Here is a 17009-nt window from a genome sequence, read left to right on the forward strand (position 1 = left end):
ATATTGGTAGGTAATTTTTAATGGTTTATTTATCTAACTGTATTATTTGTCATAAATGCTGTTTAACTAATGAAACCAGTGGCGTTATTGATGATAATAGTCACTGTTGATATGCCTTTTTGTGCTTAGCTATTTGCAATAAAAGACATATAGTTACATTTTTATATTTTTCATAGACTGAATAAAACCTTATAGTGAAACCATTGGACAAGGGGAAGTAGCGTGTATTCTAAAGATTATCTAAATAAGTCTTACTTGTTGGTTTTCTTTTTGATTTCCTTTTGTGGTGTGTTTGCTGCGTTTGGTTTATTTCAAGGTGAAAAACAGCGCATTATTTATGAACAAGAAGTATTTGCAGATCAATTTTCAGAGTCGTTGTTAATGGCTCTAAATGACTACAAACTTGAGACGTTGTCTGTATCTGCATTTTTTCATTCTACAGAAAATTTGGATGTTTCTTATGAGCAATTTATGCGCTTTGGTGAAGCCTTATTTTCCAAGAAAATTTATCCGATTAGGAATGTATATTTTGCAAAATACATTCATAAAAATGACATAGACGAATTCTTATTAGAACAAGCCAAAATAACGGGTGATAAAAACATCCAGTTGCGTACAGATAGCGCTCAAGGGTCTTATCTTCCTCTTACTTATGGCTACCCTGATGTAATCACACATGGTGTTGACTTGCTTTCGAATCACCTCCCTTATAAAACGCTGGCTAAAGAGGCCATGGTAACCAGTGATACGATTATGACACCGCCTATCGTATTGCCTCGAGATAAAGTGCGAGGGCTTGATCATAAAAATGCATTTGTATTGAGGCACGCGCTTTTCAATAAAAACAATGAGTTTAAAGGACTTGTTGGTATAGCTTTTACCATTGAGGGGCTCTTATCTCAAGCAAATATGGATATAAATGAGGGGTTTTCGTATCGTTTAGCCGATATTACAGACCTTTCAAAAGATGAGCCTCCAACTTGGTTTTTTGAGAGTAACAATCATTTTTTTCACCTTTTAGCTTCAAAAGAAATGCAAAAAAAACAATTTGAATTTGCAGGGCGCATTTGGCTTATTGAAAGTGGTTTTGAGGACACGCCACACTCATTAATTCAATGGAAAATTTTTGTGGTTCCTTTGTTTACGTATTTGTTTCTGTCTCTTATTGTTAGTTTTTTTGTTTATAAGTTAAGCCGTGCTTATCGTTCCTCGCTAGATAAAGCGGAATATTTTTTATTAACGGATGAGCTAACCGGTTTAAGTAGCCGATATGACATTAATGAGCAAGTATCAGAACAAATTTCAAAATCAAAAAATGGATCTATGTTTGCGGTATTGTTACTCGATTTGGATCACTTTAAAACGGTCAATGATGCGTTTGGTTATTCTGTCGGAGATAAATTGCTGGTTAAAATCGCTCAACGGTTACGAGGGGTCCTTCCCGAAGATGCAAAAATAGGGCGTATTGGAGCGGATGAATTTTTTGTTGTCTTATCTGTTGTTTATGTATTAGATCGCTTAGCGATTACTGAGTTGGTACAAAAAATCATTAATGAAATTAGTGAAAGCTATATTGTGGATGAAAGAAATTTAACGGTGGGCTGTAGCGTTGGTATCTCAATGTATCCTGAGTTTGGCATGGATGGGCCAACATTAATGAAAAATGCGGACATGGCCATGCACAAATCAAAAACACTTGGCCGCTCTACTTATTATTTCTATGACAGTGAAATGGGAGACCGTTTAAAACGCAATGTCTTAATTGAAACTCGATTGCGTCTTGCAATGAAAAACAATCAATTAGAGCTCTATTTTCAACCTAAAGTGGACCTATTGACGTTACGCTGTATTGGGTTAGAGGCGTTATTGAGATGGCAGGATGATGAGTTAGGCAGCGTGTCTCCAGCTGAATTTATTCCAATAGCTGAAAGTTCAGGTATTATTTTGCCTTTGGGCGAATGGGTTATCGAACAGGCCTGTATTCATATGGTTCAGTGGCGTGAAAAAGGAGAGACGGTACCCCCAATTGCTATTAACTGTTCAGCGGCACAACTTAGAAGAGATGACTTTTTAGAACGCTTAGTGAGTTTTATTGAAAAATATGGAATAGATACTCAGTACATTGAGTTAGAGGTGACGGAATCTATCTTGATTGATGATGCAGAAAGGTGTGCTGAACTGTTGCGAGAGGTGAGTGCTTTAGGGATGAAGATTTCGCTAGATGACTTTGGCACAGGTTACTCCAGTTTAAGTTACTTAAAAGATCTTCCTTTTGACTGTGTGAAAATAGATCAGGTTTTTATCCGGGATATCTTAGAAAATGAAAAGCATGCCGCATTAACCTTAGGTATCATTCAAATGAGCCATAGTTTCGGATTAAAAGTTGTTGCAGAGGGGATCACAAGTCAAGAGCAGTTGGATTTACTGAGGAAGTATGGCTGTAACTTTGGGCAGGGTTACTTATTTGGTAGGGCTTATCATTCTGATCAAGTGGTATCGAATATCGAAGCCTAAGACATCTATAGCCGTTAGTTCTATTTGACCGTGAGTACCTTCATCTCAGACTTTTTTCGGCGTTCAGAAAAGAGAAAACAACGATCTAGTTGACTTCAATTTATTGTTACAAGAACGCTCTATCCGCTTGGATCCTACATGCCTTATAAGAGCGCTCTATTTATCATTTAAAAAAGGCGCTTTAAGGGGAATAAAGCGCCTACAGTCGGTTTAGATCATTAAAACTCCAAACCGTATGCTACTGTTAGGGTTCTACTTCTGTCTTCAAAATACAATTCATTCGCTGTTACCAAGCGTTGCGAGCAATTGGTGAAGTAGTCTTAATTTAAGAGGTTTTCTTTAGATATATTCAATTTTCCTGCGGATGATTTAAAGTCAAATGAAGAGTCGACCACTGTATAACGATCAAATTCTGTTAACGGAAATTAAATGATATATTAAGAGTTAATGATACTCGTTATTATTTGTGATGTATACTGTTTCACTTTATAAAATCTTAGATTGTTTCTATCTTAATGATAAGTAAGCGAGGAGGCGCGGTTCCGGTTTCTCTGATTAGTCTGAGTTTTTCTTCGTCTGCACTGTCTTCCTGGCACTGTCTTCATGACATTGTTTTCACGTTTGCTTTTAACGCATTAATACTTAATGAATAGAGCTTGATAGATTAGGTAAAGGTATCCATCAAAGGTTAAGTGTTTAGTTTTGGTGCAAAAACATTTAGTATACCCGCGAATTATTACACTCAGAAGCATAGGGCATGTTTTATGGATCCAATTATTAATTTTCTCAATGGTATTTTTTGGGGATACATTCTGATTTATGGGTTATTGGCAGTAGGGATTTATTTTACCGTCAGATTAGGTTTTTTACAGATTAGACACTTCCCAGAATTTATTCGCACAGTCCTGAAAGCGCCAAGTAAAGACCGTGGAGGCATTTCTCCTTTTCAGGCGCTTTGTACTAGTCTTGCCTCTCGTATTGGTACAGGTAATTTAGCCGGTGTTGCTGTGGCTATTACATTAGGTGGTCCTGGCGCTATTTTTTGGATGTGGATGGTGGCTCTTGTAGGTATGGCGACAGCTTATGCGGAAAGTACACTAGCACAGCTGTTTAAGGCACGAGATGAAAACGGTCAATTACGTGGCGGTCCAGCATTTTATATCGCCAAAGGGTTGAATGCGCCTTGGGCTGGAGCAATTTTTTCAGTGTCTTTAATTATCGCATTCGGCTTGGTGTTTAATGCTGTTCAGGCTAACTCTATTGCAGGGGCGATGGAAGGTGCATTTGATTTGCCTCCTATGGGTGTTGGTATCTTTGTTGCTATTTTAGCTGGTATTGTGATTTTTGGAGGCATTCGCACTGTTGCAAAAGTCTCTGAGTTAGTCGTGCCTATTATGGCTGGCCTTTATCTTTTGGTTGCCTTCTACGTAATTATTGTCAATCTCTCTGAAGTGCCCCATATTTTAAGTTTAATTGTTAAGAGCGCATTTGGTTATGAGGAAGCGCTTGGTGGGATTGCTGGCGCTATGCTAAATGGTATTAAACGTGGCTTGTTCTCGAATGAGGCTGGTATGGGCTCGGCGCCAAACATCGCGGCTGCAGCGACGCCAAATCCACATCACCCTTCTTCACAAGGGATGGTGCAAGGCTTAGGTGTTTTTATTGATACAATTCTTGTGTGTACGGCCACTGCGATTATGATTTTACTTTCAGGTGTTATTGAAGGTGGTTCTAGCCTAACGGGTGTTCCACTGACACAAGAGGCCATGGGAGTTCATATTGGATCGGCGGGTACATATTTTATCGCTATCGCTATTTTCTTCTTCGCTTTCACTTCCATTATTGGGAACTATTCCTACGCTGAAAACGCGGTTATTTTTTTGAAAGGCGGTAAATTAGGTGTTTTAGCCTTGCGCGTTGTTGCTTTAATGATGGTTGTTTGGGGGGCTTATGAAAGTGTCGCGACCGTGTTTAATTTAGCGGATGCTGCCATGGGGCTAATGGCGACAATTAACTTGATTGCCATTAGCTTGTTGTCTGGACTTGTTGTGAAGTTGACTAGAGATTATTTCGAGCAACGAAAAACAACGGATTCTCCTATTTTTGATCCTAAAGATTATCCGGAAGTCTCTGATAAAATAGATTTAAATATATGGGATGAAAGCAAAAAGTAATATTTTTTAGTTTTTATTCATTGATAAATAAAATGCCTCTTAGTTAAACTTGGAGGCATTTTTATAGAAAGCCATTGCATTTATAGAAAGCAGGGATGGCACTTTAAAGTGCTTACCTTATTGAACGCCATGGTTATCCCTGTGAAGTAAGGCAGTGATTAAAAGCGTTTCTTATGTTTTAAGCGTTCTTTGAGACTTTCCCAGAAAGTATTTAAATTAGGATTTTTGTTCATTTTTGAGCGATATAAACGTATTTCTAATGGAATGTGCCATTCTTTTTCTCCTGCAAGGGCAACCTTTCCATATTCAAGTGTATCTGACATCAACCGGGATGGGACCCAGCCAATACCAAAGCCTTCTTTAATCATCGCCTTTACATTTATCGAATGGTAGTTTTCGTTTATTGTTTTTAATTGCGCGACCTCTTTTTGCCGTTGTAAATGGTGCAAGATAACGGGTTGTAAAAAAGAGTTATCATAATAACCGATGTGCGGCAGTGGCTTACGGCGGTTTCCAGGCAGTGCGTATTTTGCTTCGCCCTCGTTATTGATAATACTAAAAGGGATTAATGTTTCATCGGCAATAACGCAGTATTCATAATTTTCGTCTTCTAAAGTATGAATAAACGGTATCGCTGGATGCCAAAAACATAACATTAGATCACATTGATTTTCTATTAAAGCATTGATAAAGTCCATCCCAGACCAAGAGCTCGATTTTAAATTACTGTCTAATTCCATGCCAATTTCTTGGCTAAAGGGTTCAATTACGTCTTTATAAAAGCTTAAAAATAGCGTTTGTGTCGTAGCAAAACTGATCTGAGCTTCGCCTTGTTTTCTGATCTCTTGGCATCGCTCTTTTGCATCCCTTAATTGGCGTGTAATTAACTCGGCACTATGAAGAAATACTTCCCCTTCTGGCGTCAGTGATAAGGGCAGTGTGTTGCGGTCAATTAGTGTGACTTTCATTTCTTCTTCAAGTAACTTAATGCGACGACTAAACGTAGGTTGCGTCACATTTTGTTCATCAGCTGCACGAGAAAAATGCCGTGTTTTTGCAAGCGCAATGAAGTCTTCAAGCCACCTTATTTCCATAATAACACTCCTTTTTCTAGAATGTTAAAGTCAAGAAAGTCGTGTTTCATAAACGGCTCTCCTCCACGGCATGACAAGCGACGATGCTACCATCGGACTGTTTTTGCATCTTTGGTGTTTCTTGTAAGCACCTTTCTTGAGAGAAAGGACAGCGGGCTTGAAAAGGGCAACCGACGATGGTTTTGTAGGGCGTAGGTACTTCTCCAATTAATCTAATGGGCTTTTGAGTGTTGTTGTCTAGCCTAGGAATGGCGGACAAAAGGGCTTGAGTATAAGGGTGTTTTGGCGCCTCAAACAACGTCTTTGTTGGTGACAGTTCACAGATAGTGCCTAGGTACATGACAGCGACGCGGTTGGAAAAATGTTCAACCACAGAAAGGTCATGAGTGATAAATAAGTAAGTTAACTCATGCTCGGCTTGTTTATCCATCATTAGGTTAAGAACTTGGGCTTGTACTGAGACATCGAGAGCGGCTAAAGGTTCGTCAGCAATAATTAAATGCGGATCAACAGAGAGTGCACGCGCAAGGCTAATTCTTTGGCGTTGCCCCCCAGAAAATTCGTGAGGATAGCGATCGACCCAAGAGTTTGAGATTCCAACAGACTCAATTAATTGGGAGACTTTTTCGTCTACCTCTGTACTCGATAGATGCGGGTTGTGAAAGCGAATGGGTTCACTAAGTGTTTGATAAATGGTCATCCGCGGATTTAGAGAAGAATAAGGGTTCTGAAAAACCATTTGCATACGGCGGCGAAAAATTAAACGCTGACGATCATTTAAATTATCAATACGTTGATCTCCGTAGTAAATTTCGCCAGCATCTGGTTTTAGTAGCCCTATAATGGATCTGGCTAAGGTTGATTTTCCGCACCCAGTTTCTCCAACAATACAAAGAGTTTCCCCTTTATGTAGCGTTAAGCTAATACCATTCAAAGCATAGACAGTATTTTGCTTTTTATAAGAACGTCCCTTATTAAGGCGCCATTGAGACATCCATTTTTCATTAACGGTAAAGCGTTTCTCAAGATGGCTAATTTGCAGAAGTGGAATACGTTTCATAGATCCCTCTCGTTACGCTTATCTACATTGTCTTGCAAAGTGTCTTTTGTTTCGAGATCAAGGGTACTAATATCAAGCTCTTCCAGCATCATGTCTTCCACCATAAAACAAGCGACATGAGAAACTCCGTTGTATAAAAACTCAGGTTGCTCTTGTTTGCATTTATCCATTGCGTAAGGGCAGCGGGTATGAAAAGCACACCCTCTAGGTCTGTCTGTTAAAGAAGGCATAGCACCTTTAATTTGATTTAGTCGTTGTCCTGGAAGTGACATCTGAGGTAGGGCATTCAGTAAACCTTGAGTATATGGGTGTTGAGGATCGTTAATGATTTCAAGAGTAGGCCCTTGCTCAACAATCCGACCCGCATACATAACTATGGTACGCTCTGCTACACGAGATACGACCCCTAGGTCATGGCTTATTAAAATGAGTGCAACATTATTATCGTCGCAAATGTGTTTAAGTAACTCTAAGATTTCGGCTTGAATGGTAACATCTAGGGCGGTTGTTGGTTCATCAGCAATAATAATATCTGGTTTCATTAGTAGGGCGATGGCTATGATGACACGCTGACGCATACCACCGGATAGTTCATGAGGGTATTGGTTAAAACGATTTTCTGGCGATGCAATTTGTACTTGAACCAGTTTCTCAACAGCAAGGTTTTTCGCCTCATGCATACGTAAATCTGTGTGACTGCGAATGGCTTCAACCATCTGTTCCCCAATGGTTAGTACAGGGTTTAATGTCATCATTGGGTCTTGAAATATCATGGCAATGCGTTTGCCACGAATATGGCGCATTTGCCGATTAGATAAATGGCTCAATTCATCGCCATTTAATTTAATTGACCCTGACTTTATGTAACCAGGACGACTAATTAAATTGACAATTGAAAAACCTAAAATAGATTTCCCCGCTCCGGATTCTCCAACAAAAGCAATCCGTTCGCCATGTTTTAAGGAAAAATTAATGTCGATTAGCGCCGCTAGGTCTTCCTGTTTCAATTGGAAAGAGACATTAAGGTTACGAACGTCTAACAGATCCATATTAGTCCTTATATGCTCTAGGGTTTAGGTGGTCTCTGAGCCAATCGCCAAGAAGGTTCATAACTAAAATAAGTACAATCAATGTTAGGCTTGGTAGAACACAGATCCACCAAGCGCCTGCAAACATATAGGTAAAACCAGAGGAGATAAGTGAGCCAAGTGAGGGTTGTGTTACTGGCATACCTAATCCTAAAAAGGACAGGCCAGCTTCCGCAATAATGGCATTGGCAATTTGAATCGTAAAGATAACCAACAAAGGTGATACCGTATTGGGCAGAATGTGTTTGAACATAATTCTGCCAGGCCCTATGCCCATAATACGAGCGGCATCTATGTATTCTTTTTGCTTCTCAGATAAAACCGACGCTCTTACCGTTCGAGCAAACAAAGGCCATTCAGCCAGCCCGATGACGAGTATAAGCATATACATAGCCAGATGTTGATAAGAGGCCATACCAAAAATAGCTTGGAAGAGTGCCATTACAATAATGGCGACCATCATGTTAGAAAAAGACAATTGAATATCGGCACAACGCATCAAAAAATTATCCAAGCGACCGCCAAAATAGCCAGACATTAATCCAATACAAATACCTAAAACCCCTTGAATCAGGACGGCAAAAATACCGATAGTTAAAGATAAGCGTGTTCCATAGAGAATAACGGATAATAAATCTCTACCTTGTCCATCCGTACCGAGTAAAAATCGACTGTCTCCATCAATCCAGTAAGGTGCAATTTCAGAGTTCGCTAAATCCATAAAATTTGGATCGCGAATATCAAATGGTGCGATAAGCGGGGCGGCTAAGGAAATAACGCAATAAAATGCAAAAATTAGCAGCGACATAACCGCAATTTTATCACTTAAAAAACCGTGCCATAGATGAATCCAATGTTTTGACCTTTTTTTATTGTGACGCTCTTTAGAGGTTTCTTTCATAATCCATGACTCGATAAACGGACTGTCGGGTTAACTAATCCGTATATAAGATCAACCAACGTATTAGTAATAACAAACATTGCTCCAACAACCATTAAATAGGCTGAAATCAGCGGGGTATCGACGCGGCTAATCGCATCCAAAAACAAAAAACCCATTCCTGGCCATTGAAAAATAGTTTCAGTTAATATTGTGTAGGCAACTAAGGTCCCTGCTTGTATACCCGCAACAGTAATGATCGGGAGTAATGTGTTTTTTAGCGCATGAATAAAGTAAATACGCACAGGAGACAATCCTTTTGCCCAAGCAAACTTAATGTATTCAGATTGTAACACTTCCATCATTTCTGAGCGTATTAGGCGAACAAACAGTGGCATTAATGATAAGGCTAAAGTTAAGCTAGGTAGGAATAAGTGCTTAATGCCATCCCATGAAGTAAATCCTGTTTCCCAGAATGAAAAAACAACTTCCGTTTCTCCACGACCAAAGCTCGGTGCAATTTGCCATTCAACAGAGAAAAAATACACCAAAAATATAGCGATAATAAAAATAGGCACAGACAAGCCGATAGTGCTAAAAAACATGAGGGCTTTTGAAATTAAACTTTTCGGTCGAATGGCCGCAATAACACCACATGGAATGGATATAAAAATAATTAAGAGAATAGCGGAAAAGGAAAGCTCGAGAGTGGCAGGAAGTTTTCTTAAAATAACGTCTAAAGCTGGCTCTTTATAGTAATAAGAAACGCCCAAATCACCTTGTAACGCTTTTTTTGCAAATCGAACGTACTGAGCATATAAACTGTCGTTTAGCCCTAGTTCATCACGGATTTTCTCTCTTTCTTCTAGTGTTACCGATTGACCAACCATTTGTTGTACTGGATCACCCAATCGCCCTTGTACAAGGAAACTTATGATGCTGATCACCGTCATAACAATTAGAGCTTGTACAAAGCGCCTAAATAAAAACTGTAACATGGGTTAAAAAAATCCTGTTGATTGGTATGGTGTTATTTTTTTTTGAGAGTTTTGGCCATTATTCAACAACGAGGTCACCTAGATAAGGATAATTTATGTTATTTACGATATTTTCAATTCTTAAGTTCTTTTTGGACGCCCACGAGAGGCTTTGCCACAATAGAGGTATGATGGCCGACTCTTTCGCTAGAATATGCTCTATTTCTTGTAAAAGTTGAGCGCGTTTTTTGGGATTCATTTCATTGTTTGCGGCACGTATACGATCATCAATTTTTGCATTGCAATAGCTGCTGGCATTATAAGCACCCAGTCCCGTATTTCGATCAGTGCAAGCGATTAAAAATTCAAATAAATTATTTGAATCATTCGTGTCTGATTGCCAGCCCACCATCATAATATCAGCATTACGATTATCAAATTCTTGGAAATATTGCGCTTTTGGGAGTGTTTTTAATTCAACTGAAATGTTGATTCTGGCAAGCATGGCAACGACGGCTTGTGAGATTCTTTCGTCATTAACATAGCGATTATTTGGTGCCATCATAGAAACTCTAAAGCCATCCTCATAACCTGCTTCCGTCATCAGTTGCTTCGCTTTGGTTAAATTGTAGAGAGGCTTAATTTCCTCTACATGACCCAAAAAGGGAGGGGCGCTGAGTTGTCCCGCGGCTTCTCCAAACCCTTTTAATATTTTCTCCACAATAAGAGGTTGGTTGATCGCAAGATTGATCGCTTCACGCACTTTCTGACTACGAAATTCAACTCTCCTTGATTGATTCATATGTAAAAGTAGAATTCGAGTACTGGGCATGCTGATAAATTTAATATCTGACGAACGTTTTATTCTAGGAATATCAAGCGGTGAAATAGGGTGGATTAGGTCAACGTCACCGGATAATAGGGCGGCTAAACGTGTTGAGTCAGAACGGATCGGGGTGAACTTGATATTATCAACGTTTCCAGGAGAATTGATATCCCAGTATTGAGTAAAGCGCTTAAAGTTAAGTTCAACCCCAGGTTCCCGTTGAGTCAGTATGAAAGGACCTGTGCCTGATATATTTTTTGATGCAAAAGTCTCACCAAATTTTATAATTTCATCTCGACCATTATAAAATTGGCTGTCCATGGGGAAGACATAGGTCAAAATATTTAAAATTAGCGGAGTCTGTTGGTGCATAATGACATCAACCGTGAATGGATCGACTTTTTTGGCCGCGGCGATGGCATTAAACATGGCTCGAAAATCTGGCGAATGTTTCAAGCGTTGAATGGTAAAAACAACATCGTCTGCTGTAAGCGTATTTCCAGTATGAAAAATTACGCCTTCTCGTAAATGAATTCGCAAAGTTAGATCATTGATCTTTTCCCAGTGAGTTGCTAGTCGCGGTTCAAATTCATCGGCTTGATTACGGCGTAATAAAGGGTCGAAAACCAAATGAGAAAGTTGCAATGTGGCCTCGGATAATTGCTCATGAGGATCTAAGGAGACCGCATCAGCATCAAATGCCATGGATAACGAAGCCGCATGAGCACTAACGTTAGCAAACCATACAGTAATAGTGACCAGTAAAAGGGAGATTTTTCTCATTATTATTCCTTTTAGACCAAAGAAGACTTTTATTATACAAAAATACTAAAAGTCAGTTGGGTTGGTTCTCATTAATTAAGATAATCAAAAGCATGGTACAGAAAGACGCTTGAAAAATCAGCTGTTCTCTTTTTAAAGGGGAGGTTTAGTCGTTTTCTTTTTAGTGAAAAATGAGTGACTAATTGAGAGAAAATGCGTGTTGTATTTTTAGGAGACAACTATATCAGACATAAAAAAAGCGTAAAAAAACCTAATTTGACTGCGATTAGTTCAGGTAACCGCATTGATGTCAAATCAGGTTATTGAACGATTATAAGACGCTCATTTTTTTTTACTTTGATTTGCGTCACCTAAATTTTGGTTTAAGTGCATGCCGTTTTGATACTTATTCCATCACAAGTCCACTTTTGTGCACTGAGCCTTACCAAAAATTGTTTGTGTTTAGACAGTGCGGTGTCGAAAAGAGTGATTACATTACTTTGTTGACGTGATGTCTACCTGTCAGAATACGAGCACTAGCGTTCTGACAGGCAATGAGAAAGAAGACTTTTATTTTCCAATTTTTGATAGCATTTCTGGTTTCATGAATTTATTAATGATGATCATAAACCCAATGGAAGGAATCAGTAGGATCAATGCGGTGATAGAGGCGATTTGGTAGTTGCCTTCCATGCTGGCTGTATAAAGCAATAATGGTAAGGTGGTAATATCTGGTGCGCCGACAAAGAAAGTTCCGGTGAACTCATCCAATGATTCTAAAAATACAAAAATGCAGCTGGCTATAATACCAGGCATGGCTTGCGGTAGTATAATGTGAAAAAAGGTATAAACAGGGCCTGCCCCTAAGTTGCGCGAAGCGCGCTCAAGCATGGGGTCTGTTGATGAAAACGCTGCGACACTGATCCAAACGGAAAACATTAATCCATGGACGCTGTGAACTAAAACAACCCCTAACAAGGTTCCATTTAGGCCGAAATCATAGAATATGCGAGCAATATTGATGTAAACCGTTAAATTTGGAAATGCTTGCGGAATTAAAAAAAGCAGCATCCAAAACGCCCTAAATGGCATGCTTCGCTTTGACAAGGCATATCCTGCAGGCACAGATACTAATAAACAGACAATCACAGTGAGTACGGCAATAAATATGCTGGTCATTAAAGAGCCCGAGACGTCACTGTAAGGGTTGAATACTTGGTGCCAATATTTAAATCCCCATTCAGAGGGCAGAGCATGAGGAAAATACCAAGTTTCTGCCACAGTCCAAATTAATAAATTGGTAATAGGGCCAAATAAGGCAAAGGCTAGCAATAAAATGAAAATACATTGTATCCAAAAACTAGTACGCATTTTATTTAATAGAAACGTTCGCAAAAGAGGTGTTTGATATTTTATTGAATTTACCATTAAATCGCTCCTTTCTCTTTTAAGCTTTGGTGAAGGTAGAACCAGGCTAACCCGGCACAAATTAGATAAGAGACGAGCCCAAGGGCATTGGCGACATGGTAATCTCCATAAGAATTAATCCTAAACGCCATATCCGTTGCCATCATAGTAGGTGTACCAGTGCCTATCATTAACGGTACAGAAAGAACGGACATAATGGTAACCGTCGACAAGATCATAGCGACTCCAATCGTAGGGGTAATTTGCGGCAACATGATTTGAAAAAGAATACGAATCCGAGAGGCGCCTAAGTTTCTCGCGGCACGGATCTGAGACTCGTCTAATGCGGCCATCGCGCCAGTAATAAGTAATGTGCAGAAAGCCAGCTGCTTCCAGACAAAAACAATGATAATGCCACTCCATCCAAGAAAGGATACGGTTTCAAGCGGGGTTAGCATTCCTGAGGCAATAAAGGCATTATTCATTAAGCCATTTTTGGCAAGAAAGGTTCGCATCATCTGTGCCGTTACAATAAACGGGATAAAAAGGGGGATGCGATAAATAAAGCCAAGAAGGCTAACGATAGAGCGAAACGGAGATAAAGTAATTAAAGCGGCAATGCTAATAGACAAAATAGCTAATAGTACAACGGAAGCCAATACTATGATGATGGTAAAAAGAATGTCATTTGAATAGAGTTCAAAGGCTTTTTCTAAGTGCGCTAGAGTGAGACCACCCTCGTCTGTAGTGATGGCCGAGTAAAGAGAAAAAAACAATGGATAAAGGAAAAAAAGACCGACCATAAGTGCGGCGGGTGCAATTAACCATAGGTTGTAAGATGTTGAAGAACGCATGGGAATATCCTAACAGAGAAGATTCTTTGAATGCCTAAACCTTCAATTAAGTAAAGGCATTCAGAGCCTACTTTTACCCCATGAAGGGGTAAAATCAGTATTAAAAGAGCTAATTTTAATTAGACACTTTACGCTCGTAGCCTTCTTTAATGTCATCAAAATAAGGCGCTATAGGAAAGCTTTTGCCATACTGGGATAAATCATTGGGGGTGATTTCGGCAAAGAGCTTTGTCCATGTCGCTTTGTCTAAATTACCTTGAACATGCTGTGCGTCGATGCCTGGATACCAGTTAAAGCGTTTTACAATACCTTCAGCCTGAATATCTGGGCTGGTTGCCATCTCAATAAATTCACGTGCCAATTGAGCATTTTCCGCTTTTATTGGTGTAACATAATACATCGGTTGCCCTGGCATTCCCGGAGCAATAAGAGACAGCTTCATTGATGGTGGGATTTTGCCTTGGTCCTTCCAGCTATAAAACATGTCGACCCATACTGGCCCCATAAAAATTTCACCACGATTCAACATATCCAAAGTGCCCGCATTCCCTGGAGTAAACGTGATGTTTTTATTGAAGGCTTTCAGTTCAGAAAAAGCCTTGTCCCAGCTTGTTGCTATATCTTTATTATAAGGTGCGCTTGACAGGGTAGCCGCCTCAGTTCCATAGGCATAAATCCAACCAGTCACAAAGCTCACCCCTGACATACCGTTCTTTATGCCGTTATAGCCAAATGCTTTTGGATTATCTTGAGTCCATTTCACTAATTCATCGTAAGACTTTGGTGGTGTTTTAATAAAATCACTATTATAGGCAATTGCCGTTTGGCTGTGGAACATAGGCATTACATAACCATTTACATCAACGCCAAGAGCATTCTCAGCACTGTCACGAGTCACTAATGTTCCTGTTTTGATATCGGAGCGGTACTTAGCTAGTAAACCGTCGGCCACCATTTCACCACCGATTTTTTGGTGTACAACCGCCACATCGACATCCCAGTGTTCTAAGCCACTGTTCTTTTGTGCAGACAGTTTTTCGAGAATCTTATGGGATCCTGCATCGCCCGGGCCGGTACCAACTATATTGATTTTAACCCCTGGGTGAGATGCTTCAAATTTAGGCGCTAAATAGGTTTTGACATAATCAACCATATTCTGGCCACCTGCAGAGACAACATTTAGTGTCGTTTCTGCTTGTACGTACCCAGAAAACTGAGTAAGGCCAATTGAAGCAAGTGCAATGATCTTAGTTTTCGTTAACATGGTTTTTCCTCATTTGTGTAATGTGCAAAATGGCAATTAAATCGATAATGGATTTTGATACAGAGCATATTAAAAAATATGCAATGCATCGGCTGGAACGCATAGGGTTACGGGAGTGTCCTCAAGCAGGTTTTCATGATGATCTGCTTGAATTGTGTGCTTCCCGCAGTGCACACTAATTTGATAACTCCCACCTAAAAAAGCGCTTTGTTGAACGTCTCCTAAAATACGTAAGGTGTTAGTTTCGCTATCAGATTGTGGGTGGTTTTGCGAATGTGTTGTTAAGCTAACGTTTTCGCTACGGAAGAAGAGACGGTAGGGAGCACGCTTATTATTGGATGAGAGCTGCGCCTTTGGTTGAGTGAGGCTTGAGAATGAAACCTGCTGTTGCAGCTCTTCAAGAGATGAAAAGGTTAATTTGTTGTTGGCCCCCATAAAGTCCGCAACGAAAGCGGTTTTAGGTTTGTGATAGATTTCTTCTGGAGTGCCTATCTGCTCTATTTGACCTTTATTTAATACGGCTATTCTATCTGCCATAACCAGAGCTTCTTCTTGATCGTGGGTCACGATTAATGAGGTAAACCCCAACTTTTTCTGTAGTGCCTTTATTTCATGGCGCACGTTAAGCCTCACCTTGGCATCTAGATTTGATAAGGGCTCGTCTAATACTAAAACGTCAGGACGAATGGCTAAGGCTCTTGCTAAGGCTACTCTTTGACGTTGTCCTCCGGACAACGCCGTGACCTGTTCATCTTGTAATCCGTCTAAATTCACAATACTTAATAGCTCATTGACCCGTGCTTGTATTTCTGGTTTGTTGACTTTTTGAATTTTTAATCCGTAGCCAATATTCTGCGCTACTGTCATATGGGGCCATAGCGCATAACTTTGAAAGACCATGGTGATATTACGCTTCTCAGCCGCTAATTTAGAAAGGCGGCGATCGCCAATATAAATGTCTCCTTTTTGGATCGGCATAAAGCCACACAGTGCATTCAGCAGTGTGGTTTTGCCACAGCCAGATGGGCCAAGTAGGGCAATCATCTCACCTTGAGCCACGGCAAGATTGATATTATGTAGAATGACTTTGTCGCCATAGCTAGCATGTAAATTCTTAATATTTAGGTGTGTCATTATTTATCCGCTGTGTAAAAAACTTAAATCTACATTTTTTTAATTAATGAACACGTGTTCATCGTTTTGTAAAAAAAATGCAACTTGTTACTGACATTATGGATGTCTACTTTGTCGTATCTTTATGACAATTTAATTAAATAAACATGACACTTTGGTGTATTGAGATGAAATTAGATGTGATTGGTTGTGGTAGTGCGTTCTCAACGGTAAATAATACGTCATCAATAATTGTCAAAGATGATGATGAAAATCAGTGGCTTATAGATTGTGGCCCAACAGTCCCTAGGGCCATATGGGAAAGAGGAATAGACCCAAATGAGATTAATGTAATTTATTTTACCCATATTCACCCTGATCATTGCTCTGGATTAGCCGCATTGCTGAATCAGTGGAAGAGTTTTAAGAGAACGGAACCTTTAGATATTTTTTGCCAATTTGAGCAGCGAAAACCCTTAGAGCAACTGCTGAATTTATCGATTTGGCCAGAAACAGAGCTCTGTTTTGATATTCATTGGCATGAAATTAAAACAGAATTCAGTTGGAAACATTGGCAGTTGGCGACAGCGAAAACACAACATGAAATAGATAACTGTTCTCTTCGCATTACCTTTGAGGATCAGGTGTTTTTTTATAGTGGTGATGGTCGTCCAACCGCAGAGACAAAAGCACTTATGCAAGGTGCTGATGTGGCGTTTCAAGAATGTGCTTCGTTCGAGGCTCTTGAGTCAAATTCTTCTCATGGAGATTATCCAAATTGCGTAAAGCTATTAGTGGAAACAGGTGTCCAAGCCCTTGGCATTTATCATTGTTTTGACAGCGAAATTCCTAAAATTGAACGCGTAATTGCAGATGCGGAAGGTTTGTTTTTAAGTCGAGATGGGCTGTGTATTGATTTAACTGAGTTAAAGGCGCAGCAGTATTCAGTGTTCTCTGAACCAAATTAACCAGCAAAGCAAGTGAAAGAAAGAAGGA

13 protein-coding genes are annotated in these 17009 nt (G+C 39.7%); 3 read left to right on the forward strand and 10 right to left on the reverse strand.

The genetic code is table 11. The features are described from left to right. Positions 1 to 222: 222 nt before the first annotated feature. Positions 223 to 2514, forward strand: coding sequence for a bifunctional diguanylate cyclase/phosphodiesterase (locus tag IEZ33_RS06010; protein ID WP_191602785.1), 2292 nt, complete (start codon positions 223 to 225; stop codon positions 2512 to 2514). Positions 2515 to 3278: 764 nt separating this feature from the next. Next, entirely contained in the window at positions 3279 to 4688 is a 1410-nt protein-coding gene (locus IEZ33_RS06015) for an alanine/glycine:cation symporter family protein (RefSeq protein WP_191602786.1), read from the forward strand. A gap of 158 nt (positions 4689 to 4846) precedes the next feature. On the opposite strand, the gene IEZ33_RS06020 is transcribed toward IEZ33_RS06015, so the two are convergent. The 10 genes from IEZ33_RS06020 to IEZ33_RS06065 all read right to left on the reverse strand — a co-directional run bounded on the left by IEZ33_RS06020 (position 4847) and on the right by IEZ33_RS06065 (position 16034). Next, positions 4847 to 5782, reverse strand: a complete 936-nt coding sequence (locus tag IEZ33_RS06020) for a LysR family transcriptional regulator (RefSeq protein ID WP_191602787.1) — start codon at positions 5780 to 5782, stop codon at positions 4847 to 4849. Between the two features lie 46 nt (positions 5783 to 5828). Next, positions 5829 to 6842, reverse strand: coding sequence for an ABC transporter ATP-binding protein (locus IEZ33_RS06025; RefSeq protein ID WP_191602788.1), 1014 nt, complete (start codon positions 6840 to 6842; stop codon positions 5829 to 5831). After that, entirely contained in the window at positions 6839 to 7891 is a 1053-nt protein-coding gene (locus IEZ33_RS06030; protein ID WP_191602789.1) for an ABC transporter ATP-binding protein, read from the reverse strand. The genes IEZ33_RS06025 and IEZ33_RS06030 overlap by 4 nt, the downstream gene beginning before the upstream one ends. 1 nt (position 7892) lies before the next feature. After that, entirely contained in the window at positions 7893 to 8831 is a 939-nt protein-coding gene (locus IEZ33_RS06035; protein WP_191602790.1) for an ABC transporter permease, read from the reverse strand. Continuing rightward, complete coding sequence (locus IEZ33_RS06040) at positions 8828 to 9808, reverse strand: ABC transporter permease (protein ID WP_191602791.1); 981 nt, start codon at positions 9806 to 9808, stop codon at positions 8828 to 8830. The genes IEZ33_RS06035 and IEZ33_RS06040 overlap by 4 nt, the downstream gene beginning before the upstream one ends. A 58-nt stretch (positions 9809 to 9866) precedes the next feature. After that, complete coding sequence (locus IEZ33_RS06045) at positions 9867 to 11396, reverse strand: ABC transporter substrate-binding protein (protein WP_191602792.1); 1530 nt, start codon at positions 11394 to 11396, stop codon at positions 9867 to 9869. A gap of 549 nt (positions 11397 to 11945) precedes the next feature. Next, positions 11946 to 12803 carry an ABC transporter permease gene (locus IEZ33_RS06050; RefSeq protein WP_191602793.1) on the reverse strand — a complete coding sequence of 286 codons (858 nt, stop codon included), beginning with the start codon at positions 12801 to 12803 and terminating at the stop codon, positions 11946 to 11948. Continuing rightward, a complete protein-coding gene (locus tag IEZ33_RS06055; RefSeq protein ID WP_191602794.1) occupies positions 12803 to 13636 on the reverse strand; it encodes an ABC transporter permease in 834 nt (277 codons plus the stop codon). Before IEZ33_RS06055 ends, IEZ33_RS06050 begins: the two co-directional genes overlap by 1 nt. Before the next feature lie 115 nt (positions 13637 to 13751). Further along, positions 13752 to 14900: an extracellular solute-binding protein gene (locus IEZ33_RS06060; RefSeq protein WP_191602795.1), complete on the reverse strand. Its 1149-nt coding sequence runs from the start codon at positions 14898 to 14900 to the stop codon at positions 13752 to 13754. Between the two features lie 69 nt (positions 14901 to 14969). Continuing rightward, positions 14970 to 16034 carry an ABC transporter ATP-binding protein gene (locus IEZ33_RS06065; protein ID WP_191602796.1) on the reverse strand — a complete coding sequence of 355 codons (1065 nt, stop codon included), beginning with the start codon at positions 16032 to 16034 and terminating at the stop codon, positions 14970 to 14972. Positions 16035 to 16201: 167 nt separating this feature from the next. On the opposite strand from IEZ33_RS06065, the gene IEZ33_RS06070 reads away from it, so the two are divergent. Then, a complete protein-coding gene (locus IEZ33_RS06070) occupies positions 16202 to 16981 on the forward strand; it encodes an MBL fold metallo-hydrolase (RefSeq protein ID WP_191602797.1) in 780 nt (259 codons plus the stop codon). The last annotated feature ends 28 nt before the right edge of the window (positions 16982 to 17009 follow it).

It is taken from the genome of Marinomonas algicola, assembly GCF_014805825.1.
In the GTDB taxonomy this organism is placed as follows: Bacteria; Pseudomonadota; Gammaproteobacteria; order Pseudomonadales; family Marinomonadaceae; genus Marinomonas; species Marinomonas algicola.

What these genes read in the sequence shown, in the direction of transcription:
- IEZ33_RS06015 (WP_191602786.1), top strand. Translation starts at nt 3,279, where the DNA reads ATGGATCCAATTATTAATTTTCTCAATGGTATTTTTTGGGGATACATT.
- IEZ33_RS06020 (WP_191602787.1), bottom strand. Translation starts at nt 5,782, where the DNA reads ATGGAAATAAGGTGGCTTGAAGACTTCATTGCGCTTGCAAAAACACGG.
- IEZ33_RS06025 (WP_191602788.1), bottom strand. Translation starts at nt 6,842, where the DNA reads ATGAAACGTATTCCACTTCTGCAAATTAGCCATCTTGAGAAACGCTTT.
- IEZ33_RS06030 (WP_191602789.1), bottom strand. Translation starts at nt 7,891, where the DNA reads ATGGATCTGTTAGACGTTCGTAACCTTAATGTCTCTTTCCAATTGAAA.
- IEZ33_RS06035 (WP_191602790.1), bottom strand. Translation starts at nt 8,831, where the DNA reads ATGAAAGAAACCTCTAAAGAGCGTCACAATAAAAAAAGGTCAAAACAT.
- IEZ33_RS06040 (WP_191602791.1), bottom strand. Translation starts at nt 9,808, where the DNA reads ATGTTACAGTTTTTATTTAGGCGCTTTGTACAAGCTCTAATTGTTATG.
- IEZ33_RS06045 (WP_191602792.1), bottom strand. Translation starts at nt 11,396, where the DNA reads ATGAGAAAAATCTCCCTTTTACTGGTCACTATTACTGTATGGTTTGCT.
- IEZ33_RS06050 (WP_191602793.1), bottom strand. Translation starts at nt 12,803, where the DNA reads ATGGTAAATTCAATAAAATATCAAACACCTCTTTTGCGAACGTTTCTA.
- IEZ33_RS06055 (WP_191602794.1), bottom strand. Translation starts at nt 13,636, where the DNA reads ATGCGTTCTTCAACATCTTACAACCTATGGTTAATTGCACCCGCCGCA.
- IEZ33_RS06060 (WP_191602795.1), bottom strand. Translation starts at nt 14,900, where the DNA reads ATGTTAACGAAAACTAAGATCATTGCACTTGCTTCAATTGGCCTTACT.
- IEZ33_RS06065 (WP_191602796.1), bottom strand. Translation starts at nt 16,034, where the DNA reads ATGACACACCTAAATATTAAGAATTTACATGCTAGCTATGGCGACAAA.
- IEZ33_RS06070 (WP_191602797.1), top strand. Translation starts at nt 16,202, where the DNA reads ATGAAATTAGATGTGATTGGTTGTGGTAGTGCGTTCTCAACGGTAAAT.